The sequence below is a fragment of the Nonomuraea sp. NPDC004186 genome (assembly GCF_053603495.1).
This window is the reverse complement of sequence record NZ_JBSGFQ010000069.1, coordinates 36297-50135: the sequence shown is the minus strand read 5'-3', so window position 1 is coordinate 50135 and position 13839 is coordinate 36297. Positions and strand designations below refer to the sequence as shown.

14 protein-coding genes are annotated in these 13839 nt (G+C 70.7%); 8 read left to right on the top strand and 6 right to left on the bottom strand.

The features are described 5' to 3' along the window. Positions 1-140: 140 nt before the first annotated feature. The 7 genes from ACWEPL_RS41620 (at position 141) to ACWEPL_RS41590 (ending at position 6521) form a co-directional block, all read left to right on the top strand. The gene (locus ACWEPL_RS41620) at positions 141-746 is read left to right on the top strand and encodes a sigma-70 family RNA polymerase sigma factor (RefSeq protein WP_173526616.1); all 606 of its coding nucleotides are present in this window, start codon (positions 141-143) and stop codon (positions 744-746) included. A 35-nt stretch (positions 747-781) separates the two neighbouring features. Continuing rightward, positions 782-1009 carry a mycothiol system anti-sigma-R factor gene (rsrA, locus tag ACWEPL_RS41615; RefSeq protein WP_452439439.1) on the top strand — a complete coding sequence of 76 codons (228 nt, stop codon included), beginning with the start codon at positions 782-784 and terminating at the stop codon, positions 1007-1009. Between the two features lie 9 nt (positions 1010-1018). Further along, positions 1019-1960, top strand: a complete 942-nt coding sequence (locus tag ACWEPL_RS41610; RefSeq protein ID WP_363976657.1) for an NAD-dependent epimerase/dehydratase family protein — start codon at positions 1019-1021, stop codon at positions 1958-1960. Positions 1961-2185: 225 nt separating this feature from the next. Beyond that, positions 2186-3535, top strand: a complete 1350-nt coding sequence (locus tag ACWEPL_RS41605) for an HD-GYP domain-containing protein (RefSeq protein WP_363976654.1) — start codon at positions 2186-2188, stop codon at positions 3533-3535. Then, positions 3532-4824 (top strand): HD-GYP domain-containing protein, encoded by a 1293-nt coding sequence (locus tag ACWEPL_RS41600; RefSeq protein ID WP_452439438.1) that lies wholly within the window; start codon positions 3532-3534, stop codon positions 4822-4824. The genes ACWEPL_RS41605 and ACWEPL_RS41600 overlap by 4 nt, the downstream gene beginning before the upstream one ends. A gap of 96 nt (positions 4825-4920) precedes the next feature. Beyond that, positions 4921-6276 (top strand): acetyl-CoA carboxylase biotin carboxylase subunit, encoded by a 1356-nt coding sequence (locus ACWEPL_RS41595; protein ID WP_355205095.1) that lies wholly within the window; start codon positions 4921-4923, stop codon positions 6274-6276. A gap of 32 nt (positions 6277-6308) precedes the next feature. After that, positions 6309-6521 carry a biotin/lipoyl-binding carrier protein gene (locus ACWEPL_RS41590; RefSeq protein ID WP_363976649.1) on the top strand — a complete coding sequence of 71 codons (213 nt, stop codon included), beginning with the start codon at positions 6309-6311 and terminating at the stop codon, positions 6519-6521. Here ACWEPL_RS41590 and ACWEPL_RS41585 read toward each other — a convergent pair. Continuing rightward, positions 6511-6903: a thioesterase family protein gene (locus ACWEPL_RS41585; RefSeq protein ID WP_452439437.1), complete on the bottom strand. Its 393-nt coding sequence runs from the start codon at positions 6901-6903 to the stop codon at positions 6511-6513. The genes ACWEPL_RS41590 and ACWEPL_RS41585 overlap by 11 nt on opposite strands. Before the next feature lie 250 nt (positions 6904-7153). Between ACWEPL_RS41585 and ACWEPL_RS41580 the strand changes: the two genes are divergently transcribed. Further along, complete coding sequence (locus ACWEPL_RS41580; protein WP_452439436.1) at positions 7154-8737, top strand: serine/threonine protein kinase; 1584 nt, start codon at positions 7154-7156, stop codon at positions 8735-8737. Between the two features lie 3 nt (positions 8738-8740). Here ACWEPL_RS41580 and ACWEPL_RS41575 read toward each other — a convergent pair whose 3' ends face one another. The 5 genes from ACWEPL_RS41575 to bioD form a co-directional block, all read right to left on the bottom strand. Next, positions 8741-10381: an acetolactate synthase gene (locus ACWEPL_RS41575; RefSeq protein WP_452439435.1), complete on the bottom strand. Its 1641-nt coding sequence runs from the start codon at positions 10379-10381 to the stop codon at positions 8741-8743. Positions 10382-10430: 49 nt separating this feature from the next. Continuing rightward, a complete protein-coding gene (locus tag ACWEPL_RS41570) occupies positions 10431-11210 on the bottom strand; it encodes a DUF4097 family beta strand repeat-containing protein (RefSeq protein WP_452439434.1) in 780 nt (259 codons plus the stop codon). Next, on the bottom strand, positions 11207-11863 hold the full coding sequence (locus ACWEPL_RS41565) for a response regulator transcription factor (RefSeq protein WP_350729282.1): 657 nt from the start codon (positions 11861-11863) through the stop codon (positions 11207-11209). Before ACWEPL_RS41565 ends, ACWEPL_RS41570 begins: the two co-directional genes overlap by 4 nt. After that, the gene (locus ACWEPL_RS41560; RefSeq protein WP_363976637.1) at positions 11854-13017 is read right to left on the bottom strand and encodes a sensor histidine kinase; all 1164 of its coding nucleotides are present in this window, start codon (positions 13015-13017) and stop codon (positions 11854-11856) included. Before ACWEPL_RS41560 ends, ACWEPL_RS41565 begins: the two co-directional genes overlap by 10 nt. A 77-nt stretch (positions 13018-13094) precedes the next feature. Beyond that, positions 13095-13805, bottom strand: a complete 711-nt coding sequence (bioD, locus tag ACWEPL_RS41555; RefSeq protein ID WP_363976634.1) for a dethiobiotin synthase — start codon at positions 13803-13805, stop codon at positions 13095-13097. Positions 13806-13839 lie beyond the last annotated feature (34 nt).

Genomic DNA, 13839 nt, shown 5'->3' with positions numbered 1-13839 from the left:
GACAAGTGCGCGGGCGTGTTGCGACGAGCATGCTCACTATGGCAAGACCCCTCCCCACTGACCGGCAAGGCACCGGCCAGCGGGTATCCTCCCCTGAGTACGGTGTTCCGCAACAGCTGGCCACCGGTGATCTTAGGGGGGTGGGTCCGGTGCCCGCGACAGGCGCGGAGACGCTGGAGCAGCGAAGCGAGCGATTCGAGCGCGATGTCATGCCGTATCTCGAGCAGCTCTACTCCGCCGCGCTCCGGATGACCCGGAATCCCGCGGACGCGGAGGACCTGCTGCAGGAGACCTTCGCCAAGGCGTTCGCGTCGTTCCACCAGTTCCAGGAGGGCACCAACCTCAAGGCGTGGCTCTACCGGATCCTGACGAACACGTTCATCAACAGCTACCGCAAGAAGCAGCGTGAGCCGAAGCAGTCCGGCACGGAGGAGATCGAGGACTGGCAGCTCGCGCGGGCGGAGTCGCACACCTCGAGCGGGCTGAAGTCGGCCGAGGTCGAGGCGCTCGAGCATCTGCCCGACGGCGACATCAAGCAGGCTCTGGCGGCCCTGCCGGAGGAGTTCAGGATCGCGGTCTACCTGGCCGACGTCGAGGGCTTCCCCTATAAAGAGATCGCCGACATCATGGGCACTCCGATCGGCACCGTGATGTCGAGGCTGCACAGAGGACGCAGGCAGCTCCGGGGCCTCCTTGAGGACTATGCTCGTGAGCGGGGTCTGGTCCCGGCGGAGGGATCGAAATGAGCTGTGGCAACCCGCATGACACCGACTGTCGCGAAGTGCTCGACAAGGTCTACGCCTATCTCGACGGCGAGCTGACCGAGACCGACATCGTCGAGATCCGCGTGCATCTCGACGAATGCGGCCCGTGCCTCCAGGAATACGACCTGGACAAGGCGATCAAGGCGCTCGTGCACAAGCACTGCGGCTGCGACCCGGTCCCCGGCGATCTGCGCTCCAAAGTGCTCGCCCGCATCGCACAGGTGAGATCGGAGCTGGCCGACTAGGATTCCCCCATGCGCGTGTTGGTTACCGGGGGTGCCGGGTTCATCGGGTCCAATCTCGTCGATCGCCTCCTCGCCGAGGGGCATGAGGTCGACGTGGTCGACGACCTGTCATCGGGGTCCAGGGAAAACCTGGCAGAGGCCGCCTCCAGCGACCACTTCCGGCTGCACGTGCTCGACGTGCTCGACCCCGCGCTGACCGGCCTGGTCGCGGAGCTGCAGCCGGAGGTCGTCTGCCATCTGGCCGCGCAGATCAGCGTGCGCAAGAGCGTGGCCGAGCCCAGGCGCGACGCCCGGATCAACGTCGAGGGCACCGCGTCCGTGCTCGCCGCGGCCCACGAAGGGCGGGCCCGCAAGGTGCTGTTCGCCTCGTCCGTGGCCGTCTACGGCAGGCCCGGCACGATCCCCGTGCCCGGCGACGCGCCCACCGACCCGCGCTCGCCGTACGCCGCGTCGAAGCTGAGCGGCGAGACGTACCTCGCCGCGTTCCGCGCGCTCCACGGCATCGAATACACCACTCTGGTGCTCTCCAACGTCTACGGCCCGCGCCAGTCGCCCGAGGGCGAGGCGGGCGTGGTGTCGATCTTCACCGACGCGCTGCTCAGCGGCACGCCCACGGTCGTCTACGGCGACGGCACCCAGACCCGCGACTACGTCTACGTCGAGGACGTGGTCGACGGCTTCGTCCAGGCGCTCGGGCAGCGTGGCGACGGCCAAAGGTTCAATCTCGGCACCGGCATCCAGACCACCGACCGCCGCCTCCACTCGCTCATCGCCGACGCGGCGGGCGCCCAGGACAAGCCCGGGTTCGCGCCGCCGCGCGTGGGCGACCTGCCCGCGATGGCGGTCGATCCGGTGCCGGCCCATGAAGGGCTCGGCTGGCAGCCGCGTACGGACCTGCCGACAGGTGTGAAGAAAACAGTCGAATGGGCCCGAAATCGTCGCGTGAAGTAGTGGCTTGATTACGCTTTGCTTGCGATTTCCGACTCCGCCCATGCGGCGACGTCGTCTTCTGTAGCGTTGAACCCCAGAACTCGACGTGGAGGCATGTGGATGTTCAAGTCTATGGTCGCCCGACTGCTCACGGCCGTCGTCATGCTCACTCCTGTGGTCATGCTGATCGCTGGGGGAGTGCTTCCCCCAGGGGTGTCCTGGACCTGATGTCCGTAGGGGGCCGCAATGCGTGATCTGCCGTGGCCTGCAAGGGTCTATCTGGTCGCCGTGATCGGCGCGGCGGTCGCTCTCATGGTGCGCAGCGTCATGGTCTCCGGGGCCCCCGTGGCCCCGGAGGACCTCGACGTCCTTCTCGTGCTCGCCCTGCTGTTCCTGGTGTGCGAGTCGATGCCGACGCTGCTCAACGTGGAGCAGTTCGCGGTGTCGGTCAGCTTCTCCGCCTCGCTGGCGGCGGTGGTGCTGATCGGGCCCGACGGCGCGGCACTGGTGGGGCTGACCGCGATGGTGAGCGTGCGGCCCGGGCTGCCGCTGATCAAGCGGCTGTTCAACGGGGCGCAGTTCGCCATCTGCGGCTACGTGTCCGGGTGGGTCTACGAGGCGCTCCACGGTCAGGTCGGCGTGCCCCAGGTCAACGCCTTCGACGATCTCATCGGCCCCTACGCCGCCGCCATGGCGGTCTTCGTGCCGCTCAACATCGTGCTCACGCTGACCATGATCGGGCTGGCCACGCGGGTGCGGGCCACGGAGGTGCCGCTGCGCGGCATGGCCCAGTTCCTGCTGTCCTATCTCGGGTACGGCACGTTCGGGCTGCTGGTGGCCGGGCTCTGGGCGACCGTGCAGTCGATCTCGGCGGTGCTGGTGCTGCTGCCGCTGTTCGTGGCGCGGTGGGCGTTCGGCCAGTATCACGCGCAGCAGCGCTCGTACGACGCCACGATCGCCGCGCTCTGCCAGGCCGTCGAGACCAAGGACTACTACACGCGGGGCCACTGCACGCGGGTCTCGCTCGCCTCCTCCATGATCGCTCAGGAGATCGGCATGGGTCCCGAGCGCGTACGGGCCATCCGCTACGCGGGCATGCTGCACGACGTGGGCAAGCTCGGGGTGCCCACCAAGGTGCTGCAGAAGGACGGGCCGCTCACCGAGGAGGAGTTCGCCGCGATCCAGCTCCACCCCATGCGGGGCCTGGAGATCGTACGCGGCATCGGCTTCCTCGACGAGGCCTACGCCGGGATCATGCACCACCACGAGCGCCACGACGGCACCGGCTACCCGATGGGGCTGGCAGGTGACGAGATCCCCGAGTTCGCCAAGGTCATCGCGGTGGCCGACGCGTTCGACTCGATGACCTCCGACCGGTCCTACCGGGGCGCCAGGCCCGTCCCGGAGGCGCTCGAGGAGCTGCGCAAGACCGCGGGCACCCACTTCGACCCCGTCATGGTCGCGGCCTTCATCCGGGTGCTCGACCGGGAGCCGTGGCAGCCGCCGCGCAAGGTCGAGGCGCCGCCGCCCGACGAGACCCCGATCAAGGACCACGACGACCCGACCATGCCCATCGAGGTCGTGACCGGACAATGATCACCACGGAGCGCCCGAGGCGCGCAGAACGCTCTGCGAACACGGTCTTCCGCCGGCTCGACTCCGGCCAGCTGCTGCTCATCTGCGCGGCGGGGCTGGTCGCGATCGCAGGCGTCGCCCACACCGCGGCCGTCGGGCTCGATCGCACGGAGATCGCGGTCGGGTTCGGGGCGCTGATCGCGGTCGGCGAGCTGGCCAGGCTCACCATGCCGGGCAACAGGGAGGTCGCGCCCATCGGCGCCGCCGCCGCGCTGGGCTACACGCTGCTGCTCGACCTCAGCCAGAACCCGCTGCGCCACTCGGCCCTGCAGGTGGTCGCCGTGATCGCGGTCGGTATGGCGGCCGGCGCGCTCCCGCACCTGGCGGTCGGCCGCCCGCCGCGGCTGGACGCGATGGCGCGGCGGCTGCTCACCGGCGCGCTGCTGGCCTTCGCGTTCCGGCCGCTGGCCGACCCGCTCTACCTGCTGACCAAGCCGCCGACCAGCACCTGGTGGCCGGCCCTCGCGGTGATGGTCACGCTCATCGCGATCACCTTGCTGATCGACGTGCTGATCGCCGCGCTGCTGCGGGCCGAGCGGCTGCGCACCTCGTTCCGGGTGGCCGTGCGCGACGAGGTCAACATGGCCTTCCCGCTGGGCGCGGCCGTGGCCTCGTCGGGCGTGCTGCTCGCGCTGGCCACGCACAGCATGGACCTGGTGGCGCTGCTGGTGTTCGCGGCGCCGCTGCTGGTCACGCAGGTGGCCTTCAGGAAGTACGCCGGGATCCGCGCCACCTACCTGCAGACCGTACGCGCGCTGTCGCGGGTCACGGAGGTCGGCGGCTACGTCGAGCCCGGCCATTCGCGCCGGGTGAGCCGCCTGGCCGTGGCGATCGGCAGAGAGCTGGGCATGTCCGAGCCCGAGCTGCTGGAGCTGGAGTACGCCTCGTTGATGCACGACATCGGCCAGCTCTCGCTGCGCGACCCGATCCCCGGCGGCGCCACCGTCCTCACCGAGCCCGACCAGGCGCGGCGCATCGCCGAGCTGGGCGCCGAGGTGATCAGGCAGACCGGCGTGCTCGACCGGGTCGCCGACGTGGTGCGGCGCCAGTGCGATCCGATCATCGACGACCCGCCCCTGTCGAGCCGCATCATCAAGGTCGCCAACGCCTACGACGACCTGGTGGGGCCCTCGACCGACCGCGACCGCGCGGGGGCCGCGCTGGAGCGCATCCGGCTGTCGTCGGGCAGCGCGTACGATCCCCACGCGATCGAGGCGCTCACCCGGGTGATCGACCGCGGGCGGGTCTAGCCCGTATGGAATTGTGGGGTTCCTACAGATCATGATCGCCGGATCGGTGGTTTAGGGGGAAGGAGCCGCGGCGGTCGCGGCTTTAGTGTGGTCGGCGTGTTAATTGAGACGCTCGGACCCGTTCTGGTCGCCAACCGAGGGGAGATCGCGCGGCGGGTCATCCGCACGGTCCAGCGGCTGGGGCTGCGTGCCATCGCCGTCCACTCGGAGGCCGACGGCGACCTGCCGTTCGTACGGGAGGCCGACGAGGCCGTGCTGATCGGTCCGGCCGACCCCGCGCAGAGCTACCTCGACGCCGACAAGGTGCTGGCGGCGGCCCGCGCGACCGGCGCCAAGGCGATCCACCCGGGTTACGGGTTCCTCGCGGAGAACGTCGCGTTCGCCAGGGCCGTGATCGACGCCGGGCTGGTGTGGATCGGTCCCGCGCCCGAGGCCATCGACAAGATGGGCGACAAGATCAACGCCCGGAACCTCATGGAGAAGGCCGGCGTGCCGGTCGCCGCGGGCACCCGCGAGCCGGTCACCGACCTGTCGCTGGCGCTCAAGGCCGCCGACGCCATCGGCTACCCGGTCATGGTCAAGACCGCGGGCGGCGGCGGTGGCATCGGCATGAGCGTGGCCCACGACGACGAGGGCCTGGCCAAGGCGTTCGAGCAGGCGGCCAGGGCGGCCGCCAGGTTCTCGGGCGACGCGCTCGACGGGCCGGCCGTGCTGCTCGAGCGCTACATCGAGCGGGCCCGCCACGTCGAGGTGCAGATCCTCGGCCTGCCCGACGGCCGGGTCGTGGCCCTGGGCGAGCGCGACTGCTCGGTGCAGCGCCGCCACCAGAAGGTCGTCGAGGAGTCGCCGTCCCCGGGCATCACCCCCGAGCTGCGCGAGCGCATGCTGGCCGCCGCCGTGCGCGCCGGCGAGGCTGTCGGCTACCTCGGCGCGGGCACCGTCGAGTGCCTGGTCGACGCCGACCAGCAGGACTTCGTGTTCCTGGAGATGAACACCCGGCTGCAGGTGGAGCACCCGGTCACGGAGCTGGTCACCGGGCTCGACCTGGTCGAGCTGCAGCTGCGCGTCGCGGCCGGCGAGAGCCCCGAGGTGCGGCCCGCGACCACCGGGCACGCGATCGAGTTCAGGGTCTACGCGGAGGATCCCCAGCGGTTCTTCCCCGGACCTGGCACGATCACCGCATGGGTCGAGCCGGACGGAGCGGGCGTACGCGTCGACTCCGGTTACGCGGCGGGCAACACGGTCACCCCGTTCTACGACCCCCTGCTGGCCAAGCTCTGCGTCCACGGCGAGACCCGCGCCGACGCGCTGGAGAAGGGGCGCAAGGCGGTGGACGCGTTCGTCGTCGAAGGGCCCAAGAACAATCTGCCGTTCTGCGCGGAGCTGCTGGACAACGCGGAGTTTGTCACTGGTGTCTACGACACTGGTCTGGTTGGGCGGATGCGGGCCTAAGGTGAGTACATTGATGACAGAGGGGAGTTCCGGTGGCTGAGGTACGCGCGGAGATGGTCGCGAACGTCTGGAAGGTCGTCGTCAAGGAGGGCGACACCGTCTCCGACGGCGACACGCTGGTCATCCTCGAATCCATGAAGATGGAGATCCCGGTGCTCGCCGAGGAAGACGGCGTCGTGGCGCAGGTCAAGGTGGCCGAGGGCGACGTGATCCAGGAAGGCGACCTGATCGCCGTCATCCAATAGTAGGTCGCCGTGTTCTAGCCAGGAACTTGGCGCGGTCGACGACGATGCGTTCGATGGTGCCGCGGCCCACGACGGCGTGTTTGTCGTGGGCCTCGAAGGCGAAGACCAGCCGCCGCCCGTCGACCTCGGTGAGCTCGACGCCGATCTGCACGTGCGTGCCCAGCGGGCTGGCGGCCAGGTGTTCGAGCTCGACCCTGGTGCCGACCGACGTCTCGCCCGGCGCGAGGTGCTTGTCCAGGGCCTGTACGGTCGCCGCTTCGGCCAGCGCGAGCAGCCGCGGCGTGGCGAGCACCGGCACGTCCCCGCTGCCGACCTTCTTCGCGGTGTCCTCCGCCTCGACCATGATGAGCAACTGGGCGCGCAGACCCGGAGCGAGCGTCATGGGGTCAGCCTACGGCGGTCGCACCTGTCCAACGGGTCAGCTGACTTCCCGGAAACGCGGACAAGTGCGGGCATAAGGCCCCAGGATAGGGTGTGGTACGGCTTAAGACATTTGAGTGGCATGTGAAACAGGTGGGTCGTACACTCTCTGAGTTCCGTGACCACTGTGTGACCTGTCCGCGACGAAAGTTCGCTTTGTTGGAGCCGCGGGGTGCAAGAGGTTACTGGTGTAGGGGGGTAACGGGGGAGTCATGGTGGCCCAAGGAACGACGCTGGCGGGGCGGTATCGGCTGGACACCCGCATCGGCGCCGGCGGCATGGGCGAGGTGTGGCGCGGAGAGGACATCGTCCTGGCCCGCACCGTCGCCGTAAAGGTGCTGCTTCCCGGTCGTACGCAGGACCCCGGATTCGTCGCTCGCTTTCAGGGGGAAGCACGGGCGATGGCCACGATCAACCACAGCGGCGTCGTCGACGTCTACGACTACGGCATCAGCGGCGACACCGTCTACCTGGTCATGAAGTTCGTCGACGGCGAGCCGCTCGACCGGCTGCTGGCCAGGCTGGGCAGGATCCCGCCGCAGGCGGCCATGGAGCTGATCGCGCAGGCCGCGTCGGCGCTGCAGGCCGTGCATGATCAGGGGATCGTGCACCGCGACGTCAAGCCGGGCAACCTGCTCGTGCAGCGCGACGGCACGCTGGTGCTGACCGACTTCGGCATCGCCCGCTCCGACCTGGCCAACCGGCTGACCGACGCCGGCATGGTGCTCGGCACGGCCGCCTACTGCGCCCCCGAGCAGGCCGAGGGCGCCCCTGTCACGCCCGCGGTCGACATTTACGCACTCGGCGTGGTCGCGTATGAGTGCCTGGTGGGGCAGCGGCCGTTCGACGGCGACAGCGCGGTCACGATCGCGCTCAAGCACATCCGCGAGGCCCCGCCGCCGCTGCCCGCCGACATCCCCCAGGCCGTGCGCACGCTGGTCGAGGTCGCGCTGTCGAAGGACCCGGCCAGGCGCTACCCGACCGCCAGGGCCATGAGCGAGGCGGCCAAGGCCATCGCGAGCGGGCAGGCGCCCGCCCAGATCCCCGAACAGCCGGCGCCGGCCACCGGGGCCACCATGGCGCCGCCGCTGGAGGCGTACCAGACGGGTGCCCATCAGGCGCGTCCCGCCGAGGAGACGACGACCATGGCCGACCGGCGCCCGGGCGGCCGCCGCGCGGCCAAGGCGCCGCGCAGGACCGGGCTCATCGCGGGCATCGCCGTCGCGGCGGTGCTCGGCGCGGGCGCCACCGCGGTCGCGCTGACGGGCATGACCCCCAGCGGGCCCGCCCCGACGAGCACCGCCTCGTCAGTGGCCAACCAGAGCAGTCCCAAGCCCCCCAAGACCAAGCCCCCGAAGACCCACGTGGAGGAGCCGACCCCGGACCCCGAGCCGACGACCGAGAGGCCGAGGCCCGTGGAGACCGAGGAAGCCAAGCCGCCGACGAAGACGCCGACCAAGACGCCCTCCAGCACGCCGAGCGTCACCAAGACGCCGACCAAGACGCCCACGAGCACCCCGACGTCGGACGTCAAGAAGGTACGCGTGCCCAAGGTGGTCGGGATGCCGTTCCTGCAGGCGCAGGAGATGGTCGAGGCGGCGGGCTTCGAGGAGATCATCCCCGATGACCGGACCTCCACCTCCAACGGCATGCGCTGTGGCAAGGTCGTCCGGACCGTGCCGGGGGCCGGGACGGTGCAGGAGGTGACCAAACCGGTCACGCTGGTCATCGTCGACGGCGTCTGCCCGGAGGACAGCACCGGCAGCCCCTCGCCCAGCGCCACGCCGAAGTCGTAGGTCTCACACCCCCGTGGTGCTGCGGGGGTAGGCGATCTGCGGGTCGGTGGCGATGTTCACCATGTACGGGATGCCGGAGTCGAACGCCCTGCGCAGCGCCGGCCCGATCTCCGACGGCTTGGTGACCAGCTCGCCGCCTCCGCCCAGCGCGGTCACGACCTGGTCGTAGCGGCACTGCGGCTGGAGCTCGGCGGCCACGTCGTAGCCGTACAGGAGCTGCATGGGGTGCTTCTCCAGGCCCCAGATGCCGTTGTTGCCGCAGATCATGACGACGGGCAGCTTGTGGCGGACGAGGGTGTCGACGTCCATGAGCGAGAACCCCGCGGCGCCGTCGCCCAGCAGCAGCACCACCTGCGAGGACGGCCTGGCCAGGCGGGCGGCGACGGAGTAGCCCAGCCCGGTGCCGAGGCAGCCGTACGGGCCGGGGTCGAGCCAGTTGCCCGGCTGCTTCGGCTCGACGTACTTGCCCGCGTAGGAGACGAAGTCGCCGCCGTCGCCGATCACCACGGCGTCGTCGGCCAGGACCTTGCCCAGCTCGCCGTACACGCGCATGGGGTGGATCGGGTCGGAGTCGGAGGCCAGCAGCTCGGCGTCGCCCGCGATGGCCGCGGCGGCCGTGTCGGCCAGCTTCGACACCCAGGAGGCGTACGCGTCGGGTTTGACCCCGGCGTCGCCGCAGGCGGTGCCGAGGCTCCAGAGCACCACGGACAGGTCGCCCGCGGCGGACGCGGCCGGCTGCATGTGCGTGGCCAGCTGCGAGGGCGCGTCGGCGATGTGGACGACCCGGGCCAGCGCGTCCTTGCTGCCGAACCAGCCGTAGCCCAGGCGGAAGTCGAGCGGCGTGCCGATCACGATGACCAGGTCGGCCTGCTTGAGGGCCAGGCCGCGGGCCCGTGTGACCAGCAGCTCGTGGCCCGAGGGCAGGACGCCGCGGCCCTGGCCGTTGGGGATGACCGGCAGCCGCCAGGTCTCGGCGAAGTCGCGGGCGGCCTCCTCGGCCCGGTCCATCCACACGTCGGACCCGTAGACCAGCACGGGCCGCTCGGCCTCGGCCAGCAGCCGCGCGATGGCGGCCAGGTCGTCGGGGTCGGGCTCGAGCGGCGACGGCGTCTGCGTCCGCACCTCGTGCGTGGGCGAGGGGGAGAACAGGTGGTCCATGTAGAAGTCGAGGAAGACCGGGCCGCGGTGGGGTGCGACCGCGGTGCGGAAGGCCATCTCGACGTCCTGGCCGATGGACTCGGCGTCGGTCGCGGTGAACGACAGCTTGGTGATCGGCTTGAGCAGCGGCGGGTGGTCCAGCTCCTGGAGGGCGCCGCTGCCCCAGCGCGACTGGGGCGCCCGGCCGCCCATGACGACGACGGGGGAGCCGTTGAAGTGGGCGGTCGCGACGCCGCTGACGCCGTTGGTGATGCCGGGGCCCGCGGTCAGGACGGCCAGGCCCGGTCTTCTGGTCAGCCGGGCGGTCGCCTCGGCGGCGAAGACCGCGCTCTGCTCGTGGCGTACGTCGAGGATGCGCATGTCCTCGTGTACGGCGCCGTCGTAAAGGGGGAAGACGTGCCCTCCCGACAGCGTGAACATGGTCTCGACGCCGTAGGCCTTGGAAACGGCGACAGCGGCGTCACCGGCGTGCTTCGCAGACTCCATGCCGGGAACTTACCAACCAGTCACCAGAGTAAACAGATCTTAAGGATCTTCAGTCGCAGCAGACGGACACCCTGCCCTTCGGCGCCCGTACGACGATCTTCCGCGGTGAGGTGGGGTTCCGGGCGACGTCGACATTGGTGTCGTTCCCCTCCACCGTCATGTCGTAGGCCGTCCTCGGCAGGTCCAGGCTGACGTCGCCCGCCGTCCGCACCACCGCGTTGACGGTCGTGGGGGCGCTGACGAAGGACAGGTTGACGTCCCCCGAGCCGATCTCCACGTCGGCCGCCTCGACGTCGAGCTCCGTGGCATCGACGCTGCCCGTGCCGCTCCTGGCCCAGAGGGTGCCGGAGAGGTTGTCGACCTGGACGTCGCCGGCGACGGAGGACAGGCGGACCTTGCCGAAGAGATCGGTGACGCTGAGCCGGCCGTTGCCCGTGCCGGCCTCGACGTCGGTCTCCGGCGGCACGTAGATCACGTAGTCGGCCCAGCAGACGGGGCCGTTCGGCTGCTCGCCGCCGGGGCAGACGGCGTCGAGCCGCAGGGTGCTGGAACGGACGTCCCAGTCCTCGGTGATGGTCGGCCGGTTCCTCGACCAGCGCAGCGACCTCGCGATGAGCAGCTCGCCCGCCCTGCCCGGCAGGATGCTCAGGTCGACCTGGGAGCCCTTGCCCGCCTTGATGCGTACGTTCTTGTGCTCGAAGGCGATGGACCGCTGCGTGTTCTCCTCCGGCATCCTGGCCCGCGCGACCCCGCGCCAGAGCCCTCCGACGGAGAGCAGCAGGGCGAACGCGGTCGCCACCGCGCCCGCCGCCAGCCAGGCGGCTCTCACGGCAGGCTCCTGATCTTGAGGAACTGCAGGACGGCCAGCACGCGCCGGTGGTCGCCCTCGGCCGGCGACAGGTCGAGTTTGCTGAAGATGTTGCCGATGTGCTTGCCGACCGCCCCTTCGCTGAGCACCAGGGACTGGCCGATGCCGGCGTTGGAACGGCCCTCGGCCATCAGCTGGAGCACCTCGTGCTCCCTGGGAGTGAGCCGTTCGAGCGGGTCGCTGTTGCCGCGCAGCAGGAGCTGGGCCACCACCTCGGGGTCGAGCGCGGTGCCGCCGGCGGCCACCCTGCGCAGCGCGTCGATGAACTCCGCCACGTCCGCCACCCGGTCCTTGAGCAGGTAGCCGACCCCGCCCGTCGCGGCCGAGGCGAGGAGCTGGGCGGCGTAGCGCTCCTCGACGTACTGCGAGAGCACCAGGACGGCCAGGCCCGGCTGCTGGCGGCGCAGCACGAGCGCGGCCCGCAGGCCCTCGTCGGTGTGCGTGGGCGGCATCCTGACGTCCGTGATGACCAGCTCGGGCTTGTGCTCCGCGGCGGCCCGCAGCAGCCCCTCGGCCTCGTCCACGGCCGCCACCACCTCCATGCCGGAGGCGTCCAGGAGCCTGATCAGCCCCTCGCGCAGCAGTACGGAATCCTCCGCGAGCACTACTCGCACGGCAGGTCCACCTCGATCGTCGTAGGGCCGCCCAGCGGGCTGGACAGCCGGAGCGACCCGTCCACCGCGTCGATCCGCTGGGCCAGGCCGCGCAGCCCCGTACCGCCGTCCAGCCGGGCTCCGCCGCAGCCGTCGTCGTACACGAGCACGTACAGGCGCTCGCGCTCGCGCCGCACGCTCACCTCGGCCCTGGTGGCCGCCGCGTGCTTGGCGATGTTGGTCAGTGCTTCGGACACGATGAAGAACGCCACCGCCTCGATGGTCGGAGTGGCACGCCGTTCGATGTCGACGTGGAGTTTGACGGGGAACGGCGCGCGGGCGGCCACGCCGGACAGCGCCGCGTCCAGGCCCTGGTCGTTCAGGACGGCCGGATGCAGGCCCCGTACGAAGTCGCGCAGCTCCTTGAGTGCCTGCTTGGCCTCCTCGTGCGCCTGCGCGATGGCCTCGCGGGCCGGTTCGGGCAGGTCGGTCAGGGTGGCCCTGGCCAGGCCGAGGTTCATGGCGAGGGAGACGAGCCGCTGCTGGGCGCCGTCGTGCAGGTCGCGCTCGATCCGGCGGCGCTCGGCGTCGGCCGCGTCGATCACCCCCGCCCGGCTCTCCGTCAGCGTCTCGATCCGCTGGCCCAGCTCCGAACGGCTGGGCCCGAGCAGCGTACGCGCCACCGACAGGTCCAGCGCCGCCATGCCGCGCGCCAGCACCGGCGCGAGCAGCAGGAGCACGAGCCCGATCGCTATGTAGATCGCCACGACCCTGCCGTCCCTGAGGTCGAACTCCTCGAACTCCATCGGCGGCGGCTGCAACCTCTGCGGCAGGAACGACAGCAACCCCACGATCGCCCCTCCCCACGCCAACGCCACCAGCACCGCGGCCGCGAACCCCACGAACGGCGACAGCAGGTGATAACTGATCTGCCGCCACGTGGCCGGGCTGCGCCAGCTGCTCGGGGAGCGTACGGGCGGGATGTGCGCGCCCAGGAACGCCTCGAACCTGGACCGCTGCACCCTCGTGAACCGCGGCACGCTCCGCATCAGCAGGGGCGGCCACAGGGCCAGGACGAGCGTCAGCCCGCCGAGCAGCACTGCGACCGGGAGACCGATCATCACGTGGGCCGTGTCGAGCCACGCCCGCGCCGACCACGGACGGGGGACTTTCATGGCTCAACGGTATTGAGCAGCGGGTGAGACGCGAAATAGCCCTGGTGTGCTGATGAATGGTGGGGTTTTCCCCACCCTCAGAGCGTCGCCTTGAATCCGGCAGGATCGAACGATCCCCCCAACATCACGCCCAACCCGCTCCGCGCCACCTCGGCGAACTCCTCCCCGCCCATCCCCCAGGCCCCTTCGGGCAGCACCCCGGCCAGCGGCCGCGCGGCCAGCATCTCCAGGTCGCACACGCAGCTCCGCTCGACGATCCCGGGCTCGCCGGGCCAGCGCCCGATGACGATCCCCGTCGGCTCGAGCCCCCGGTTCGCCATCGCCTCCAGGGTGAGCGCGGTGTGGTTCACCGCCCCTCGTCCGGGCCGGACCACGACGAGCACCTGCGCGCTCAGGGCCCGGGCGAGGTCCCCGATGGTCCCGCCGTCCTCGTCGAAGCGCTCCAGCAATCCTCCGGTGCCCTCCACGACCACCATCCGGTTGCTCTCGGCGAGCTCCCGTACGAGCTGCCCCACCTCGGCCAGCGACACGGGCGGCACCCCGGCGACGCGGGCGGCGGCGGCGGGCGGCAGCGGCTCGGCGAACCGCCGCACCTCGAAGGTCGTGCCGACCCCGGACATCCGGATCACCTGATCCACGTCCCCGGCCTCTTCGGGTGCGACCCCGGTCTGCGCGACCTTCACCACGGCCACGGAGGCCCCCCGCCGCCTGGCCAACACGGCCAGCGCCGCCGTCACGACGGTCTTGCCGACCCCGGCGTCGGTGCCTGTGACGACGAGGATGCTCATAGCCCCAGCGTAGGCCAGCCCATCCGCCCGCAGG